The sequence below is a fragment of the Enterococcus sp. AZ128 genome (assembly GCF_051714485.1).
Taxonomy (GTDB): Bacteria; Bacillota; Bacilli; order Lactobacillales; family Enterococcaceae; genus Enterococcus_A.
Genome location: NZ_JBIORZ010000002.1, coordinates 1,186,793 through 1,206,497, shown reverse-complemented (window position 1 = coordinate 1,206,497; position 19,705 = coordinate 1,186,793). Strand labels below are relative to the sequence as shown.

Annotated in this window: 14 protein-coding genes; 1 reads left to right on the top strand and 13 read right to left on the bottom strand. The window is 38.8% G+C overall.

Annotated features, from left to right (window positions below; translation table 11 throughout):
- Positions 1–17: 17 nt before the first annotated feature.
- The 11 genes from IGI38_RS17550 to IGI38_RS17500 form a co-directional block, all read right to left on the bottom strand.
- Positions 18–257: a hypothetical protein gene (locus IGI38_RS17550; RefSeq protein WP_438732943.1), complete on the bottom strand. Its 240-nt coding sequence runs from the start codon at positions 255–257 to the stop codon at positions 18–20.
- Positions 251–1,939 carry a hypothetical protein gene (locus IGI38_RS17545; RefSeq protein ID WP_438732941.1) on the bottom strand — a complete coding sequence of 563 codons (1,689 nt, stop codon included), beginning with the start codon at positions 1,937–1,939 and terminating at the stop codon, positions 251–253. The genes IGI38_RS17550 and IGI38_RS17545 overlap by 7 nt, the downstream gene beginning before the upstream one ends.
- Positions 1,940–1,995: 56 nt before the next feature.
- Positions 1,996–4,335: an adhesive domain-containing protein gene (locus tag IGI38_RS17540; protein ID WP_438733399.1), complete on the bottom strand. Its 2,340-nt coding sequence runs from the start codon at positions 4,333–4,335 to the stop codon at positions 1,996–1,998.
- 632 nt (positions 4,336–4,967) lie between these two features.
- A complete protein-coding gene (locus IGI38_RS17535) occupies positions 4,968–8,534 on the bottom strand; it encodes a hypothetical protein (protein WP_438732939.1) in 3,567 nt (1,188 codons plus the stop codon).
- A 333-nt stretch (positions 8,535–8,867) separates the two neighbouring features.
- Positions 8,868–9,485: a hypothetical protein gene (locus tag IGI38_RS17530; RefSeq protein WP_438732938.1), complete on the bottom strand. Its 618-nt coding sequence runs from the start codon at positions 9,483–9,485 to the stop codon at positions 8,868–8,870.
- Between the two features lie 33 nt (positions 9,486–9,518).
- Positions 9,519–10,037: a hypothetical protein gene (locus tag IGI38_RS17525; RefSeq protein ID WP_438732937.1), complete on the bottom strand. Its 519-nt coding sequence runs from the start codon at positions 10,035–10,037 to the stop codon at positions 9,519–9,521.
- Between the two features lie 214 nt (positions 10,038–10,251).
- The gene (locus tag IGI38_RS17520) at positions 10,252–11,466 is read right to left on the bottom strand and encodes a helix-turn-helix domain-containing protein (RefSeq protein WP_438732936.1); all 1,215 of its coding nucleotides are present in this window, start codon (positions 11,464–11,466) and stop codon (positions 10,252–10,254) included.
- A gap of 30 nt (positions 11,467–11,496) precedes the next feature.
- Complete coding sequence (locus tag IGI38_RS17515) at positions 11,497–11,721, bottom strand: hypothetical protein (protein ID WP_438732934.1); 225 nt, start codon at positions 11,719–11,721, stop codon at positions 11,497–11,499.
- 342 nt (positions 11,722–12,063) lie between these two features.
- On the bottom strand, positions 12,064–13,596 hold the full coding sequence (locus tag IGI38_RS17510; protein ID WP_438732932.1) for an MFS transporter: 1,533 nt from the start codon (positions 13,594–13,596) through the stop codon (positions 12,064–12,066).
- Positions 13,597–13,650: 54 nt separating this feature from the next.
- Positions 13,651–14,184: a PadR family transcriptional regulator gene (locus tag IGI38_RS17505; RefSeq protein ID WP_438732930.1), complete on the bottom strand. Its 534-nt coding sequence runs from the start codon at positions 14,182–14,184 to the stop codon at positions 13,651–13,653.
- 173 nt (positions 14,185–14,357) lie between these two features.
- Positions 14,358–16,052, bottom strand: coding sequence for a metallophosphoesterase family protein (locus tag IGI38_RS17500; RefSeq protein WP_438732928.1), 1,695 nt, complete (start codon positions 16,050–16,052; stop codon positions 14,358–14,360).
- A gap of 258 nt (positions 16,053–16,310) precedes the next feature.
- On the opposite strand from IGI38_RS17500, the gene IGI38_RS17495 reads away from it, so the two are divergent.
- Positions 16,311–16,457, top strand: a complete 147-nt coding sequence (locus tag IGI38_RS17495; RefSeq protein WP_438732926.1) for a hypothetical protein — start codon at positions 16,311–16,313, stop codon at positions 16,455–16,457.
- A 48-nt stretch (positions 16,458–16,505) separates the two neighbouring features.
- Here the strand turns inward: IGI38_RS17495 and IGI38_RS17490 are convergent, their stop codons facing one another.
- Both IGI38_RS17490 and IGI38_RS17485 read right to left on the bottom strand, forming a co-directional pair.
- Positions 16,506–19,238, bottom strand: a complete 2,733-nt coding sequence (locus IGI38_RS17490) for a cation-translocating P-type ATPase (RefSeq protein ID WP_438732924.1) — start codon at positions 19,236–19,238, stop codon at positions 16,506–16,508.
- A gap of 106 nt (positions 19,239–19,344) precedes the next feature.
- Positions 19,345–19,692, bottom strand: coding sequence for a 2-dehydro-3-deoxyphosphogluconate aldolase (locus tag IGI38_RS17485; RefSeq protein ID WP_438732923.1), 348 nt, complete (start codon positions 19,690–19,692; stop codon positions 19,345–19,347).
- Between the last annotated feature and the right edge of the window lie 13 nt (positions 19,693–19,705).

The window sequence follows — 19,705 nt, the reverse complement described above, 5'->3', positions numbered from 1 at the left end:
TCCTCTTTGCTTATTTTTTACCATCTTCCACGTTTTAGTTTTGCCTTATTAACATAACGCTTCGCATTTGCTGGGATTCGATTCGGCGAATCATTCGTATCTGCTTCCCATGGATAAAGTCCCTCTTCGTTTTTTTTAAAATTTTTAAGTTCGTCATGGGTCGAATGTACTTTATGCTCTTTCTTTTTCCGCAAGCGCATAAGGAAATAGGACAGAGCAATCAAAACTAATGCGATAAACCTGATTGTTCCTACCATAACTCTTCCTCCTTAATTGTATGCAGTCGGTAATTAATTAAACCAGATAAAAAGTGCTCAGCATCATCGATCCTCATTCTAAAACGGTCATGTCTAGCAAAAAATCCGTAGCCGATTGTACTTGGTTGTTTAAAAAATTGAGCAAACTCTGGGAACATGACTCCAGTCGTTAACTCATGCTGGATTCTTTTTCTCATTACAGAATTGATCCGATTTTTTACCTGGTCAAATTCCTCTGAGCTTTGGAAAAATTCTATTTTCAACTCACTAATAGATAGCTTTTCAATCATTTTAGAAGCCGCAACGAGTAATTCTAGCATCGTCGGGTAAGCGGTATCGCGTTTATCAATGAAATTGATGTTGCCGAGCACATTCGTTAGACCAAACTGATAATATTCCTTCTTTTCCTGGTAGCACAGCATTTCGTTTGTCGCATAGCTAAGCCAATGGTCATGATACTTTTCATACCCATCGACAATGAACTGATTCATCAAGTCCTCACAAATCTGCATAATCTTTGCTTCTTTGAAAATACCATAGGCACGAAGCAGGGCAAACAGAATTTCACCATCATAATAAACAATTCTAAATCGCTCTTTGATTTTTAACTTCTCATCCAAAACATGAATCGTATGGTTGTCATTCGTTATGAATTTATCTTTTACAGAAATGATTAATTTCTTCAAAATTGGATAGAACTGCGTGTCACCCGTTATTTCGCTATATTTACCAATTGCTAAAATAGCTGTTGCTTGTGCGCCCAGCTTGTATTCTACATTTGAACTTAAAGGTTCCTTCACTAAAAGATAGCCTTCCATTTCTGATGTTAACTGATTAATTCCCCAAGAAATTCCTTGTTCAAGTAACGGAATCATCTTTGTATCATTTGTATATCCAATTGACTCGGCTAGTGCATATAAAGAAGAGAAATGTCGAACAGAATTATAGCCTTTTATTCTTTGGTCATAACATGGAAAATACCCGTAAATAAATTGTCCGCTCTCTGATAACTGATGTTCCAAATAGTCACTACCTTTTTTAATCACCACATCCGTCATTTGATCTAAATTTGAATCCGAAATCTCCCGAACACGATTTCCATTTCCGTAATCAATCAAGGGAAAAACTTGCTCATTTTCGAAAAAGAAAGCTTTTGTTTTAAATAAATAAAGTGAATTTTTTGATAGCTCTGTTACCTTCGCATTCTTTAACCCATATTTTCTTTTTATATAGCCTCGATAATTCTGTTCATCTATCAAAAGTTTCGGAAGATTTCGTCCAACTTTGTGTTCCTTGCTAGGTTTCAAAATAGCATTTCCAACCAATTCTTCCATCATAAAACTATATTTCTTTTTTCCATCCACGCGAAAATTGAAATCACCGTAGTTATTTCTTTTTACCGTGCCAATCAACTCTTGCAACTGCTGGAAGGTAATTCCCTTTTCCTCAGTCACGATATCAATTCGAAAATATGGCGCCTGTTCAAGACAATTTTTTTTATAGTATGATAAAAAATCGCTCCAAACCGTTTGATAACTTTCCCCGTATAGCTCAATCACTTGGCTACGCCCTGCAATTTCACCAGTACTGATAATTAGCATCGGACTCACGCTTTTTACTTTCATCTTACTAAGCAGTTCTTCTACTACTTGGAATTTATTTTCAATTATTTGAATAGACATTTTATCACCCACAAAAGATTGATGAAGAGGTTATCCCCTTCATCAATCCACCCTTTCTATTCTTCTTTCTTTGTTTTCTTAAGTTTCCATATGCCGATCCCAGAAAAGAATGCAGCCAATGCCCCTAACGCTGTTAAGTGGCTTTCAGTATCCTCACCTGTTGCTGGGTATTGTTTGGAACTTCCGGTATAGCTAGTCCCACCATTCCCGACACTTCCGGTTCCACTAGCACTATATCCTCTAGCCGAAGCAGCTGGGGGCGTGCTTTGATTATCTGCAATTAACGGAACTCCTCTGTCTTGATCGGAATCGGAATCAGCATCGGCATCAGCATCAGCGTCAGCGTCGGCATCAGCGTCAGCGTCAGCGTCGGCATCAGCGTCGGCATCAGCATCAGCGTCAGCATCGGCGTCGGCGTCAGCATCGGCGTCAGCATCGGCGTCAGCATCGGCGTCGGCATCAGAGTCAGCGTCGGCATCAGCATCGGCATCGGCGTCAGCATCGGCGTCAGCATCGGCGTCAGCATCGGCATCAGAGTCAGCGTCGGCGTCAGCATCGGCGTCAGCATCGGCATCGGCGTCAGCATCGGCGTCAGCATCAGCGTCGGAATCAGCGTCAGCATCAGCGTCGGCATCAGCATCAGCATCGGCGTCAGCATCGGCGTCGGCATCAGAGTCAGCGTCGGCATCAGCATCGGCATCGGCGTCAGCATCGGCGTCAGCATCGGCGTCAGCATCGGCATCAGAGTCAGCGTCGGCGTCAGCATCGGCGTCAGCATCGGCATCGGCGTCAGCATCGGCGTCGGCATCAGAGTCAGCATCGGCATCGGCGTCAGCATCAGCGTCAGCATCGGCGTCAGCATCGGCGTCAGCGTCAGCATCAGCATCAGCGTCAGCATCGGCGTCAGCATCGGCGTCAGCATCGGCGTCAGCATCGGCGTCAGCATCGGCGTCAGCATCGGCGTCAGCATCGGCGTCAGCATCGGCGTCAGCATCGGCGTCAGCATCGGCGTCAGCATCGGCGTCAGCATCGGCGTCAGCATCGGCGTCAGCATCGGCGTCAGCATCGGCGTCAGCATCAGTTTCATCATCATCTGGAATGATTGCCGGGGTCGGCAAACTAGGAATATTATTTTGATCATACGCGATCAGTTCAATTTCATCTAAGGCATCAACATCTTCTGCAGAAACTGGAATTGTAAATTTACCGGTTTCATCAGTCGGGCCTTCCGCAATTAGCACATCATCCTTATAGATTCTTACTGTAGTATTAGGGTCGGCATATCCTGTAACTTCATACCCCGTCGATGAAGTACCAGTGACGGCTACATCATACGGTGCAGTTACCGCTGCCGCTTTGTAAAATATTGGCGTATAGCCGTCATTTTCTGATGCGATATCAATTGAAATGATATTAGACTTCACAATTGTTGCTAAGAAACCCGCCTCATATGGATTCGCCAAATTTACGCCTTGGCTAACTAAATCTTGTGGGGTGGGGTCGGTGATCGTTGTTGGTAATGTGACGGTTGTTCCACCTAAAACGCTTGCATCTACTAAATCACCAAGCAAAGTTGAACCAACATTCACTAATGTTTGAGCTGTATCGAAAGTGGCATTAAAAACTGGTTTTATAGTCAAATTCAATGTCTGATTCAAGAGCCCTGCACCTGTCCCCGTAATTGTAAGAGCTTGGACGGCATTGTTCAGATCATTGAGAATTTCTATAACATTTTCTCGAATTATTGTCTCTAAAACACCATCAATATCCGCATAGATATATTGATCTCCTTGCGCCTGCAATTGTAACGCTACGTCTGCTGCAGTTAGATTACTCAAACTTTCCAAACGATTTAATTGAGCATAGACATCATCTAAATTTATATTCAATAATGGATTTGAATTTATCAATGTATTAATAGAATTGACTAAGGTAGTTGTTGCACCATCAACGACAGATATTAAAGGGGCCAGCCCATTTTCAGGAAGTAAAATATTTGTTGAAAGTGTTCCGACACCATTAGGAGTTACGTGTCCTCGAAGTCCCTCCGGAATTGCCAGCACAGCAAGTCTATTTCCTGGAAGAACACTTAAATCAATGCCGCTGTCTGCAGAAATAGTGAAATCTACGTTTCTATTCGTATTTTCAATTGGAAAAGGATTGCCATCAGTTGTCCCACTCGAATTTGAGGAGCTCAAACTGCTGAATAATTGACCATCAATTAATGCTGCATACGCCTGACTTGAATGAATTGAAAAGAGCGGTGTTGAAATGGTGACTGGGGTCAATCCCAGTAATAATCCTGTGGCAACTGTGGTTCCTACGTATACATATTTTTTTGATCTTCGTTTCGCTCGTGCTTTTTGATCCATTAACTTTCGATAATCCTTCTTCAATTTTTCCATCCCCCTAAAAATAATTTCTCAAAGCTATTTTTTAGCGGCGCCAGTAAAAAATTTTCATTCAACTTAAGTTAAATGGAAATTAACAAGAAATTAATTTTATGACAATTGTAATGTTCCGTAATAAATAACCATAGATTTTTTATCATTTTATTTTTAGTCTTGCCTAATAATATATTTTTGCGTATCTGCGTTATAAAATAATCTTGTAATAAGCTAGCTAGTCCCTCGTATAAAACTGTTTTTAAGTGGGCGATTTCCGATCATTAAAAACACAAACACACTTACTTTGATTCGTTATTTTAATAATAATTACCGTTCTTTAAAATTAGTGATTAATTCAAAATTAGCAAAATTTCTTAAATTTCCATTTGAATGAAAAAAATGACGTCTTATTCTATGGTAAATTTGCAACCTGAATATAAATTAGAAAATTATAGGTCGAATGCCATTATGCAACAAAGCAATTACTTTATTTAAACCATAAACAAAAAAGAGATTCTTTTTTTATATGAGTTCGCTAATTTTGTACTCATAACTTGAAATTTATTCTTTGACCAAACCAAAAAGAAATCCAGTTCAACTTGTGAACTGGATTTCTTTCTTATTCGTTATCTATTCCTACCTTAACTATCAAATAAGACATCAAAAGAATAGAAAATCTGATACTCTAACTTTTTAATAGCTGAAAAATCACCAAAGTATCTTCCTTTTATTTCAACTGTTCCACTCTCGCCAGAAAGCAGATCATACACCGGTTGATTAGTCGTAGAAGGCACCATGCTTAGCAAAATATTTTCCGAGTTTTCTGAGAGACTCAGCGATAATTTGACAGTATTCTCCTTTTCCGTTGGATCAGGTTCATGTTGCTCTAGCAATTTTATTTGCGCAGAATTCGATTTTACTTGAATTTTGCTTACCGAGACCCCCACTTCAATAGAAGAGTTATTCGTCATTTTGTATTTAGGAGATTTTACTTTTCCTTTATCCACATCGATTCCCGCAAATTTCGTCGCAACCGGAACAGTCATATCTACTAATTCACTATCTGCAAGAACATTCACATCGATTTCTTTATTCGTATCATTTAGTGCAAAGATCACCTTGTAGGTGCCCGGCTTACTTTGAATATCATTTTTCACAATCGTTAGATTTTTTGTCTCCACTGAACCAGTATGGACATTCCACGCTTTTGCCAAACTTTTATTCATGATGAACGCATCTAAACGATTGGACTCCTCTGCCTTTTTGACCTCTCCATTATAAAGAGTGAACCCTGAAGCCTGGATGGCATAATCATTTTTCACCACTGTGTAGTCATCTTTCACAAATACCGGGATTGTGATAGTCGTTTTCTTGCCATCTAGAGCGCTTAACTCCACCTCCGCTTTCGCAGGTCCCATAACAGATGTATCTGGAGTTTTGTTGTATTTTGCTTTCAGATCGGTCTTGTCTCCATCATATTGAATATTGGCCAAAACCTTCATCGCATCATCAGGTAGAGAGCCTTTAAGCTCAACAATCTGAGTCACCGCATCAGCTGTCGCCGCTTCTGGAGAATCTACAGAGAATGGGACCTCATAATCATACGTAAGTTTCTTCCCGCTAGTTGCTGTTTCTTCTATTTGAATAGTCCCCATTGTAGCACCTTGTTTATCCGTTTCTGGATACTTCACAAATTTTTTTGCGACAATATTATTGTAGTTGCTAGTGTCTAAATACTGCTTGAGCTGATCATCTAACGCTGTTTGACTCATGCCAAAATTTACTGACTGCTTTTCAACTTTCAGCTTATTTAAATTTAACAATTTGAAGCCGTTGTTTGTGATTTCATAATAATTATCTCGGCCATGATAAACAGGTTTTTCATTCCCATAAAGATACTGTCTCTCTTCCGGCATCCAGGAATTGACTACATCCCCAATGGACACTGTTTGCTTCTTCCATCTTTTTAATGCTGTTTGTTTAAACTCATCTCCACTTGCTTCAATATGCTGATTCCCTACTTTATTAGGTTCAAAGTGGCTAGAGGAACGATTTTTCAAATCAAACCAATCAAAGCTGTAATATTTTTTCCCGGCAAAAAAATCATGGATCGCGTAATTATCATCTTGATTTCCCTGCGTACCAGTGATAACTTTTGTGGTTCCAGTCTGTAGACTAAAAGCTGCAACTGATCGTCCGTCTGATGGTGATCCTTGAAGCTCAATTCCGCCAATTTTGATCGTAGTCCCCCATTTAATATCAAGATTGGTATCAATGTCTACAAAATTTGTCGGATCACTTTTCAAGGATATCCGCAATTTCACGCCTTTTTTTCCAATTGTATCCAAAGACAAATTATTTAGTAACGTTACTGAATAATCCGTCTGACTTATGTTTTGACCATTCAACTGAACCTCTTGAACATAGTTCTTCCAGTCGATTGATTGCCCTAAAGAACTGGTGCCGGCTTTTCCCTTCGCTGTTAAGCGCTCCACCGTAAATGGAACATCATAATCATAGGTAAGTTTCTTCCCAGCTGTTGTGGTTTCTTCTATTTGAATGGTTCCTTTGGTATCCCCTTGCTGACTTGTATCAGGGTATGTCACAAATTTTTTCGCTGTGAGATTTCCGAATTTACTCGTATCTAAATATTTTCCAATGTTCTTATCTAATTCGCTATTGTTTATTCCATAATTGATCGTTTGTTTTGACGGCTTCAATTGATTGAGAGTTAATTTTTTGAATCCTTGATTTGTGACCTCATAATAGTTATCCGCTTCCGCCCAATTAAGCTGTTCATTCTCAGTAAAGTACTGTTTTCCTTCAGCCGTCCATGCATGCACAATATCACCCGTATTGACAGGTTGAGGTTGCCATTTCTTAAGAGCCTCTTGCTTCAGCTCATCCCCATTTGCTTCAATATGTTGGTTTCCCTTTTTAGTTGGCGTTAGATGAACAGTTGATAGATTTTTTAAATCAAACCAATCAAAACTGTAATATTTCTTTCCTGAAAAATAGTGATGGATAGAATAATTGTCGTCACTATTTCCTTGTGAGATCGTAATATTTTTAGCGTTCCCTGACTGTAGGGTAAAAGCCGCCGTCGTTCGTTGCTGGGTATTATCCAATCCGCCCATAGCAATCGTACTTCCCCAAGTTACCTTCAACTTTGTTTTCCCCTGAGCACTGACTTCTGGGGTCTGATTCCACTTAACCGTATAGCTTATCTCTTGTTCACCAACCTTATTGACGGTGGGCGTATTATCAATAAAAATATCGTACGCATCTTGAGAAATTGTAGAACCTCCGACTGAGACACTGAGCCGCTCACTGATTTTATTCCTCAACATAGTCATGTCAGATCCTAATATCAAGTCAACAGATGGAGGCCCATTAATCGTCATTGAAAGAGCCGGCATATACATTTCTCCTACAGTTTTCCTCGCATCCCCTTTGTAGTAGCTGTACCCTTCTTCCGAACGAAACAAGTTCGGAGTCCCTTTAAAATATGTTTCAAGCTTTGTTACTTCTAATTGTGGTTCATAAGTAAACTCAAAAGAAGACGCTGTTGTGGGAGATAAGAGACGCTCAACACCAAGATCATTTTTACCATAGTTCACCCCATAAGTTCCTTTAAATCCTGGATTTGAATCCAAAGAACGAAAATTAGTGACTGTAGCAAAATGACGAGCAGTGATCCAATAATCCATAAATCCATCTGAAAAAGAAAAGAACCTTCTATACCCATTGTTATTACTCTGTGAAAAAGAAGCTTTATCTCCTACATTTTTCCCAATCGCAATACTTCCAGTGATTTGTCTCATTAATGGAGAAATGATCGTACTGTAGTCCGCAGTGTTGGCATTAATGTAAGGAACTAATACCTTGCTGAGATCACTCATTCTGGGAGCTCTTAAAGCCTCCGAACGTTGGTTTTTCTGCTCATTCTCGGAAGGATTTTCGAAACTATCTGGGCTTGTTGAAGGAGTGACAGCTTCGATTTCTTCATCGTCAGAAGTTCTCGCTGCTTCTTCGGATTTCTCTAGTTCTGATTTAGTAGCTTTCCCTAAATCCATTTCCTTCGTTTCTACAGGTTGCTGCTCTTTAGAAACCGTCTTTTCCGCAAAAACAAACGGAGCAAGATCCATCGAATGAACCATTATTAGCAAGCACAAAAGAAACCGCACACTCCGTTTCATTCTTTTCATACACTTTTCTTCCACGCTAACACCTCTTTGAATCATTTTTTAAAATAGTCATTAGACAAAAAAGCAAAAGCAGGAGCACACCTGAAAAAACGATTCGATAATTGAATGCCTCATTTAGTTTTGGCAATGAGCTTTTCTTATTCGGCTTAACCACTTCTATTTTACGCCTAGAATCTGTAGAACTATTTGATACAGAGGCCTTCCCTGATTCTTTAATAAAATGACCTTGAGTTGGGACACTTGCCTCTTTTGTTTCAGCGAAGCTGATGGATGGAAAATGAAATCCTCCAATAATTATCATCAATAGAAAAAAATGTATTTTCATGACTCTTTTTAAACAACTGATTCCAGTTGAAGAATCAAGCTATAGCTCGGCTGTACAGCCTCTTCAGTGAACTGAAAACCAGACCCGACATTTCCAGAGTAAGTAAATGACAATGCATCTCCTTTATTAGCCAGTGTTGCCAGTTCGGTCAAAGCAACACTTGGTTTTCCCGCTTCAATAACAGGAATTTTAAGACCAACACTCTTATTTTCGATACTTAAAGCCAAATCTGGTACTTTTGCAGATTCCGCTGTATTCGTATCTTGAAAATCTTTCACCGAAATTTTTACCCCTTTGGCGGAATTATTCGTAATTTTATAGATTGGTGAGATAATTCCCGATGGTGTGGCATCCGTTTGAGCAAAATCTGTTGATGTCGGAACAGTGACATCAACCCAATCAGTCGGATCTTCCGGATCAGGTCCCTCCGGGTTTGTCGGATCAAAGGTTTTAAATTCACCATTTGCTGGAACGATTGCTTCGTCACTCTTCTTTACTTGATCATACACAGTGTCGGGATCTTCTATTCCTCCGGTCCAAGCATAAGTAGTCGTTCCACTGATAAAAAGTAGTGACGCCCCTAAGCAAACACTTGCAACAAATCCAGTAATTTTTGTCATTTTCATTATTCTTCCTCCAAATAATTCTTACTAATTTCTTTAAACAGGAACGGATAATTGGCCCTTCAGATTACTTTGACCCACCAGCATCCGCTCATCATCGTAATACATAACCTTATTTAGCGTTTTGTAAATTCCTCTATCCAGCTCTTTTTTTAGTCTTCCTTTTTCTACATATTCTCCAGGCTCAACAAGTCCTGAATCATAGATTTTTTCCTTTTCGCCTTCAATCGATGTGACTATCCGCACAGCATAGACATTTTTAGGAGAATTGACTAGCTTTAGAGACAATACTCTCTCATTGTTTAAAAGCATCGAGGGGTTCATCTGAATCCTCATATAATTTTTATCTGCCTTGTCTTGCAAATATTTTTCTAATTCATTACTCGACAGCTTTTTGGCAAACTCTCCATCAGGAACATCGCTTGAAATAGTTACATTCGGATTTTTATAGAGCTGCTTAAAAAGTAAAAAAAACAAGACAAACAGTATCAGTATAAGGAGTAGTACTATCCGTTTCTTTTTTATTCTTCGATCCTTTGAAATTTCATCAGTCATCACTCATTCACCTCCACTCTTTAAAATTTCTATATTATTTACAATTTGAGAGTAATTTCATTATAATGGCTCAAATTTTTATGGAAACGCCAATATTATGTATATCGCTAGACACATTTCTAATTTTATCGCTTCGTTAACTTGTTAGACAAAAAAAGAATCACTCGAAAAAAAGAGTGATTCTTACCATTTATTTGCTACGCATTAAAAATATTTAGCTAAAAGTTTTATCGTTAATTATTTTTTGAATGATTGTGAATAGCTCTTTCCACAATGCATTACTGTTAATAGAGCTCAAATAGAAGTAATGACTATCGAGTGGCTTTGCCACACTATTCACGTCAAATATAACTAAATCAGCATGCTCTATTTTATCTGTAAAATAAATATATTGGCCGTTGTATATTTGAGTGATTCTTCTTCTCACCACATATTCAGCGGATAAGTTCTTCGTAAACTCTAAAAAGATACTGATCGGTTTAACTCTATTCGACTCATAGATCGTATATAAAAAAGAGGTGATCTCTGCCAATGTTTCTTTGGAGAGTGCGATATCTAAGTACTTATTGATCCCTTTTTCGATGGCAGCCATACGCGCTTCATTGAAATCAAAACTTCGTGTGTAATGTGGAAGGCCAATTAAATGCAATTGAGGAAACGTCGGACCTAAAATGGTGATCAAACATAAAAAAAGAGTGAATTCATAGATTCTAAGGTAAAAATCATCATCCTTCGTTAGTTGAAATAAACAATCGATCTCTTCAATTACACTTCGAGAAAAAACTAAAAACTTGTTATTCCCTTGAGCCATTTTTTTTCCTCGATCAATTTGTTCTGAGCGCTTGTCTAATTCAGGAAAATAGACACGCCCAAAAAATTCGCCAAATCTTGATTCTAATTCCTTTGTTTCAATAGACTGCTTCTCAATAATTCGTTTGTTAAAAATTTGAACCTCTTTTGATGATTGAAATAAAGTCAGAATTTCATGGATATCAGAAGAATACTCATCAGAGATAAGATGACCTTCATCAGCGCGCGTTTGAATGATCGCATAAAGAAAATAGACGCATCTTCTTTTCGCCTCAGATTGCACCCGACCAATTTTATCAAACTTTTTCCTTAGAAGACTGTCGATCGTTTCCAAAGAAATCGCAGTAAAAGGCCACTCGATATCTTGATAAACAAAATACGTTAGATGAAACAACGTGAGTCTGATATTGAGTTCTTTTCCTTCAAATTGAAAATGATTGTTCTTACCGATAATTCGAAGCTCGAACTGTTTGAGAAATCGATTTAAGTCCTGGTAGATTCTATTGAAGCTAGATGTCGAAATGAAGAGACGATCAACTAGCTCATCCCTCGTAATTGCCGGATGATTTATCAAAAATATCAGCATTTTATACATAGAGGATTCTTCATAAAAAGCCAAACGCAGCTTGAAAAAAACTTCAAATTTACGCTACTCGTAGACAGAGTCCACCATTATATTCCCATGATTGGTCGCATAGAGAAAGTTCTTATCATTCAATTTTTCTTCGATCGCTTTATTTAATCGATAAATGATCGCTTTCGCATTTCTGACGGGTATTCCTAGATCCTCTTCAATTGTTTTTAACGAAGAAGCCTCAGAAGATAAAATATAGTATAAAATGTATAGCTCTTTCTTTTTTGATGTTGGTAACATTTTTTCCTCCCACGACGAATAAATGCGCGCTTCATTTTAAGTAAAATTTCTTATACAACCAATTGCATATCCTATTGAGTATTATCCATTTGTGGTTCCAAGCAAATCACTAATCTAAAGTACATTCATCTACGCTTCGAGAAAAAAGTGCAGTCTATTTTTGCTGCAAATAGTTAAAACCGAACCTTAACAACCACTTTCCTCTAGGTTAATTTTATTTAAGTATAACAAAAAAAATCGATGATACTGATCATCGATTCGAAAAAAACAAATATATTCTGAATAAAAAAGTTCTTTCTTATTATATATGAAAAATTAAAAATTTCTCACTACTCTAAATAATTACTCTATAATTCTAGATTCACGCATAAAAATCGCTGCCCCTACCGCACCGATCAAAATGATCGTACCTGCCACATAACAAATTTGGATCAGTCCTTTATCAAAAGCATCGACGACAACTTTTTGTAATTCGTGTGCAAACGGAGCTTTACTCAACGCATCGGAAAAAGCAATTTGATGTCCAGAAAATGGTCCCGCCTGGATCAAACTAGTCGTCAATTTCTCAGGTAAGTGCATTGATGCTGCATGTTGATTTACCACGTCCGCATAACGATTTGCCTCGACCAATCCTAAAATGACAACACCAAAGCTTGTACCGAATTGTCGAAAAACATTCAGCAAGCCTGATGCCATCCCCATTTCTTCAGGAGCGACGCCTTCTAATCCCGCAGAGTTCAATACTGGATTTACGATTCCATTGGCAATCCCGATCATGACGAGTGTTGGCCATAATTGAGCGTAACCCATCGTAGGCGACAATTGACCAATCAAAAAGATAAAACCAGCCCCACTGACTAATAGGCCCGCAACGATCATCCATTTTTTTGAAAATTTGTTTCCAAGAATCCCAACGACCGGACCTAAAATCAACGACCAAACCGATAACGCTAATTGGCGAATGCCCGTATCAAATGCAGACCAGCCAATATAGTTTTGCATCAGCACAGTGAGGTATGTGTTGAACGCATAAATACCTGATCCCAAAGCAAACGCGACAAGAACGGAACCGACAAAGTTGATGTTTTTAAACATCTTCAAATCCATCATTGGATTTTTAACTTTTGCTTCGGCAAAAATGAATAGTGCTAAGAAAACAACTGCTAGAAGTAACCATCCGCCTACCTTCAGGCTTGTCCAACCCAAATCAATATGTGTCTCTTTTTGGATCAGTCCGTAAATCGCACTGAACAAAGCAGCGGCAGATAGAACCATTCCAATAAAATCAATTTTTTGATCTTTTCCATAGCTCGGCGTTTCATTGACAAAACGTATCGTCATTAATACAGCAATAATCCCAATCGGCAAGTTAATAAAGAAAATCGATTCCCAACCAAAGGCATCAACTAACAAACCACCGACTAACGGACCTGAAGCGGAAGACAAGCCGATAACAGAACCTAAAATCCCTAAGGCTAGTCCACGTTGCTTTCCATCGAAGTTTGATGCCACCAGCGCCATTGACAACGACATCATACCCGCGCCACCAATAGCTTGGACCCCGCGTCCAATATCTAAAACTAATAATGACGGTGCGAACCCATTTACTACAGAAGCTATTACAAAGAGAATTAGACTAGCCAAAAAGACTTTTTTTCGACCGTACATATCCCCCATTTTTGAAATGATTAATAAAGTAACAGCAAAAACTAATGTGTAAGCATTCAATACCCATTGTAATTGGGAGAAAGGTTCATTAAAGGCCTTTTGCATTGTTGGCAACGCCACATTTACCACTGTAACGTCCAGAAGCCCCATGAAAACGCCCAAAGACATCGCGACTAATGAAAACCATTTTTTTGAAGAATTTTCCATAAATTATCAGCACTCCTACTATCTATAACTATCAATCCGCTGATCGCAAACCATTTATTTTCGATCAGCAATTTGTTTTTTTATCCAGTTTAATTTGGTTGTGGCAATTTGGATATCCAACTCATAGGCCTCTGCTAAGGTACAAAAACGCTTTGCATTTTCAGGAAAACGTGTTTGAAGTTCTATCATATCCTCTTGCGCTTTTTGATAGAAAGCTAGATCTTTTTCAATGAACATCTGAAATTCTTCCAAGATATCTAACTGTTCAGGGATCGTTACACTGTCCAACGAACGTAATTTGAAATGAATTCTATCATTTCGTTTCGCATCAGAAGGAATTTTTTCTTTCATTAATTCAATAAAACGATCCATGCCTTTTGCAGTAATCTGCCACAACTTTAATTTTCGGCCATCTTCATAAATCGTTGAAGTGACGAGTCCCTCTCTTTCTAATCTTTCCAATGAAGGATACAACACTCCGCTGGAAACTTTGCGCATCGGCTGCAAAGCAGAACCGACAATTTTTTGTAGTTTATAGCCGGTTTTATCACCTGTAACCAATGAACCTAAAAGCAGTAAATCATACATTATATCCTCCTCCCCGACAAAATTGCATAGGTCTTTTAGATATATCAGCTTGTTTATTATAGGTCTTTTAGACCTAGTGTCAATCAAAAAGGTTTCCCAAGAGATCATTCGGTCTCAAGGGTAAAAAAAGAAGACTCACATTCTGTACAAGAATGTGGGTCTCTAAAAAAATTTTATGTTTTTTCATCTTGCAACAAACGAAGCAATTCGAAGCCAGTATTGACTTTCGAATAAATAGAGCAGACTACAAACAGTCGTTTTCCAGCAAATTCCGTCTTTTTGAACCGGCGCGAGGATGCTGGAATATGATGATGCCCATGAATCGCTCCGATAATATTGTATTGCTCAAACAATTTTTCGATCATCGGTTCCTCGCAGATATATTCTTTATTATATGCTTCGCTCGTCTCCGGCAGTAAACTCAATTCATTGAATAAGGGGGCATGGGAAACGATCACAGTTGGCATATCCCGATCATTAGCTAACAGCTTTTCTAAAGTGTTCAAAATAAACTTCTGTTGCGCTTTTTTCCGTTTTACTAAAGCTACTGGAATAGTCAAGCCTATATAACGAATTCCGTCATGAACTAAACTACGATTATTCAGTAAATTCATTTTCGGAAACCGCTCAGCAAGCTCGCTGTTAATTACGGCATAAAACGCATGATCACCCGTCGGTAATAGATACCAAGCCTCATCTGAATCATTTAATAGCTCCTTAAACCATTCATAGTTTAAAAACGGCCGCCATTTATCCCATTGCGCTGTGGTCTGATCTGTTGTTTCTGGCAGTACATCCACTAACTCGTGACCACCGATCACATAGACTCCCGCAATTTCTTCATCATGGACATGAGAATCCGAAACATCCCCGGCAAGAATATTGAAGTGGCGATTAAGAAATGGCAATTTTCCATCCCTCGCATGAATATCTGAAACCACATTTACTAAATTACGATTTTCAGAGGAATGGACATTTTTAAAATATTTTTCTGCTTCGTCTGGATGGACACTATGGGCAATATAGTTTTCACGTAATCTAGCAAGCTCTTCACCGTACTCTGAACGCAAAAGCGGCTGCGTATTGATCATTTGAGCCGAATCTGCGGACAGTAATGCATTCTCAACCCCTTGTTTTACTTCTTGCGGCAGTAAGGATAAAGCGGAATCAATATCCGAATGAATCGTTAGAGCTTGTTCAAGCAGTTGCTGATTTTGTCCTGCTGACTCTAACAGCTGAACTTCTTTTCCGTCGATCATCAACGGTAATGAATTAGCCAGTTGAACAACAAAATTCAAGTATTCAGAAATGTACCCGGCAATCCCGGTTTTGACATTTTCACTAAAAAGAAATTTTCCCGCAAGATTGGCGGACAACGGACCAGTTTCATCATGCTGCATCAAGCGTCCGGCGATCTGAATTTCCAACAGCGGATTTTGCAAGATCGCATGATAAGCCTGTTTTACTTCAAATGACTGTTCATCGACCCGATTGCCAGTCACTTGAAAAATACTCAACGTCAAATACTTTTCTAGCGTTGTTTGATGCAGTTCGATATACTTTCGTATCTCTTCTGGATGAAGCAGATATTGGATCGCTGCTCGTTGAATATAATTTCGAGCCGTATCATAAGGAATTGCTGAATAAACAAGATTCCCTTTTGAGGAAATTGCCATAGCATGATTTCTTGTATTGTAGGTTAATTGAAAAAAATCATTTTTAAAAACAGTCTTGTTAACCGGACGTCGTTTATTTTCTGGGTAGCGTTCCATTCGTTCCGCCAATGCAGGCGGCAACACTGTTTTCACCGGTAAAGACAGTTCTTGTCTTTTTATCATTATTTCTTTTTCATTTTTCTTCGATCTCATCAAAACACCTCTATTTCAAAGAGCGTTCGCTCTCTCTTTACGTACATTTAGGTAATACATTCATTATAGCGTTTATCTATGTTTCAAGCCTGCTAAATTTCAAATTCAATAAAAATTTTAGTAAAACGATTCGCAAATGATTTTCCGAGGAAAATAACAAGCAAAACGTACTATACATTATTTCGTTTCACTATAAATAATTGAAGAGAATGATTCTACTTACAGTGTTAGCATGTCATCAGAGAGGGATGGGTATTGATGGAATTAGTTATCGGAAATAGAATCACCGCATTTAATTGTTACGGGGAAAAAGTAACGGGAATCATCGAACAGATTTACACCAATACAATAATTGTCGGAACATCTACAATGAAATATGTCTGCCTCAAAAAAACGTTAAAATGAATTAAAAAAATAGAAGCAAAGTGCGAGGGGACACTTTGCTTCTATTTTTTATTCAGTCACCGCTTCTTCTATTTTTTCACTGAAAAGTTTCCGTTGAACGAACTTCACAGCTTCAACGATTGGAATAATCGAGAAGGAAACTCCTGTAACTACTCCCCATTGTGTCCCATTTAGCGACGCAACTCTAAAAATATCATTGAGTCCTGGAACGAGGATGATGACACCCATTAGGGCAAAAGAAAGTAGAATCGCCCAATTAAAGGTTTTATTACGAAAAGGACCCACTTTAAAGATCGACTGTTTTACAGACTTCACATTAAACGCATGGAAAAGCTGCATAAACCCAAGTGTCGCAAAGCACATAGTCAAGGCATCTGCATGCTGTAAAGTATAAAGCGCTTGTTCCGAAAGTTCAGGCATGTTCAATGCTGTATGAGCAGGATTTTTAATAGCAAACCAATAGACGAATAACGTAAGTCCGCCTTCTAATATTCCTTGATAGATAATACTGCTGAAAACACCGCCAGAAAACAGATTCGAACTCCGCCCCCTTGGCTTATGACTCATCAAATCTTTTTCAGCTGGTTCCATTCCTAAAGCAATCGCTGGAAACGTATCCGTTACTAAATTGATCCACAGAAGATGAATTGGCAGTAGCGTGTCCCAAGCAAACAATGTCGCTATGAACAACGTCAATACTTCTCCCAAATTCGCCGCTAATAAATATTGAACTGTTTTTTGAATATTAGAGAATACTTTACGTCCTTCTTCTACAGCGACAACGATCGTAGCAAAATTATCATCTGCCAGTACCATATCTGACGCGCCTTTAGACACCTCTGTTCCCGTAATTCCCATACCAATACCAATATCCGCTTGCTTTAGTGACGGCGCGTCATTGACACCGTCACCCGTCATCGCCACGACTTTACCTTCTTGCTGCCAAGCTTTGACGATCCGAACTTTATGCTCAGGTGATACGCGGGCGTAAACAGAATAGTGATACACTTGTTTAGCAAATTCTTCGTCACTCATCTCATTCAATTCCGCTCCTGTTAAAACTGCATTGGAATTTCCTGAATGAATGATTCCTAATCGAACAGCGATTGCTTCAGCCGTATCCTTGTGGTCCCCGGTAATCATAATCGGTCGTACCCCGGCTTCTTTAGCCATTCTTACAGCTTCAGCCGCTTCTTCTCGTTCCGGATCGATCATTCCAACTAATCCAGCAAAGCACAGATCATTTTCAAGATCATCTGAGGTCAATTCTTGAGGTAATTCATCAAGATATTTGAAGGCCATCGCTAAAACACGCAGCGCTTGTTTAGCCATATCTGCATTGTTAAATAAGATTTCATTTCTTTGTTTTTCAGATAATCCCTCTTCTTGACCATCAATAAACACTCGCGTTGTCCGTTGAATCAAAACATCAGGCGCTCCTTTTACCGCGACTAAATATCTACCATCAGTAAGTTGATGAATTGTACTCATTAATTTCCGGTCCGAATCAAAAGGCAATTCTCCTACGCGAGGTTCTTTATTAAGGGAACCTTTTATATCAAAATTCTGATCGATTCCGAACTGAACCAAGGCCGTTTCTGTCGGATCACCAATCAATGTCCCGTCTTGCGAGAATTTTGTATCATTGGCATAATTCATGATCTTTAATGCCATGTTATTCCTATTGATCTCAGATTTAGCTGATTTTTGTTGAAAATCAGCATATAGTTTTTCGACAGTCATTTGGTTCAACGTTAGAGTCCCAGTCTTATCCGAAGCAATAATATCTGTACTTCCTAAGGTTTCTACCGCTGGTAATTTTCGAATAACTGAATTACGTTTCGCCATGACTTGAGTTCCCAACGCTAAGATAATCGTAACGATTGCTGGTAGCCCTTCTGGAATCGCTGCAACTGCCAATGAAATAGATGTCAACAGCATATCTACAAAGGAAGTCCCATTAACCAACGTTCCGACAATAAACGTAATAACGGCAATTACAATAATCGCGATTGTCAAAAATTTGCCTAAATCATTTAAGTTATTTTTCAGCGGTGTTTCTGTTTCGTCTGCTTGAGCTAGCATATTGGCTATTTTGCCTACTTCAGTGCTCATTCCTGTATTCACAACCACGCCTTTGCCGCGGCCATAGGTAACATTACTGTTTGAAAAGGCCATATTGACCCGATCCCCAATACCGATATCCTCTGCAGGCAGTACACTAATTTCTTTTTCCACTGGCACCGACTCACCGGTCAATGCAGCCTCTTCAATTTTTAATGAAGCAGCTTCTATCAAGCGAATATCTGCTGGTATAACATCCCCAGCCTCCAATAACACGATATCTCCGGGAACTAATTCGTCACTTTTGATCGATAAAGTATGGCCATCCCTTAAAACATTGGCGTTCGGTGTAGACATTTCTTTTAGCGCCTCAATTGCTTGCTCCGCTTTGGCTTCCTGGAAGACACCCATGATCGCATTAATTATTACAACCAATAAAATAATGACCGAATCAACGATCTCATGAGAAACTACCGCTGAAATAATTGCTGCCGCCAATAAAACTAAAATCATAAAATCTTTGAACTGCTCTGCAAACTTCATGAACAAGCTTTTCTTTTTCCCTTCAGCCAATTCATTTTTCCCATATTCGATTAAACGTTTTTGCGCCTCATTTCCACTTAACCCTTCAGCTGAAGAATTCAGATTCGCCAAGACGATCTCTGTAGACTCCGCATAAAACTTCGTTGTCCGTTGTTTCTTATTCAACTCTGTCATATGACCCTCCCATTTTTATTTTAAAAAGAAGACCTGCGTATAGTTCATATTGAATACACAAGTCTTACTATTTAAATCCATTTCAGACAGCAGTCTAAAAGTGGTTTTATTTTTTTAAAATATGGATCGCAAAACCGCCGAATTCTCCATCTAAATAGATATTTTTCAATTTTCCATCTTCAGCATAAGCAGCTGTATCCATATTAAAAACGAGTCCCTTTTCTTTAAGTTCCTCCATAGCGCTTTCTAAATCAGGTGTTCGCATAGCAATGTGGCCATTTTTGCCTAAATAAGGACTTCTCATACATTCAAAATAATCCCCGGCAAACTCTGATTTTTGTCCATGACGCGGAGTTAAATTAAAAATACTACTTAATAGAGAAGCCAGCGCCTCTGCTTCTTTTGCATTTTCAGTATTGATACCAATATGTTCTAAATCAAATTTATTAGTCATTTTTACACCTCTT

Coding starts and splice junctions, on each gene's coding strand:
- IGI38_RS17485 (WP_438732923.1), bottom strand. CDS start 19,692: ATGACTAATAAATTTGATTTAGAACATATTGGTATCAATACTGAAAAT.
- IGI38_RS17510 (WP_438732932.1), bottom strand. CDS start 13,596: ATGGAAAATTCTTCAAAAAAATGGTTTTCATTAGTCGCGATGTCTTTG.
- IGI38_RS17545 (WP_438732941.1), bottom strand. CDS start 1,939: ATGTCTATTCAAATAATTGAAAATAAATTCCAAGTAGTAGAAGAACTG.
- IGI38_RS17535 (WP_438732939.1), bottom strand. CDS start 8,534: ATGAAAAGAATGAAACGGAGTGTGCGGTTTCTTTTGTGCTTGCTAATA.
- IGI38_RS17550 (WP_438732943.1), bottom strand. CDS start 257: ATGGTAGGAACAATCAGGTTTATCGCATTAGTTTTGATTGCTCTGTCC.
- IGI38_RS17515 (WP_438732934.1), bottom strand. CDS start 11,721: ATGTTACCAACATCAAAAAAGAAAGAGCTATACATTTTATACTATATT.
- IGI38_RS17530 (WP_438732938.1), bottom strand. CDS start 9,485: ATGAAAATGACAAAAATTACTGGATTTGTTGCAAGTGTTTGCTTAGGG.
- IGI38_RS17495 (WP_438732926.1), top strand. CDS start 16,311: ATGGAATTAGTTATCGGAAATAGAATCACCGCATTTAATTGTTACGGG.
- IGI38_RS17490 (WP_438732924.1), bottom strand. CDS start 19,238: ATGACAGAGTTGAATAAGAAACAACGGACAACGAAGTTTTATGCGGAG.
- IGI38_RS17505 (WP_438732930.1), bottom strand. CDS start 14,184: ATGTATGATTTACTGCTTTTAGGTTCATTGGTTACAGGTGATAAAACC.
- IGI38_RS17500 (WP_438732928.1), bottom strand. CDS start 16,052: ATGAGATCGAAGAAAAATGAAAAAGAAATAATGATAAAAAGACAAGAA.
- IGI38_RS17525 (WP_438732937.1), bottom strand. CDS start 10,037: ATGACTGATGAAATTTCAAAGGATCGAAGAATAAAAAAGAAACGGATA.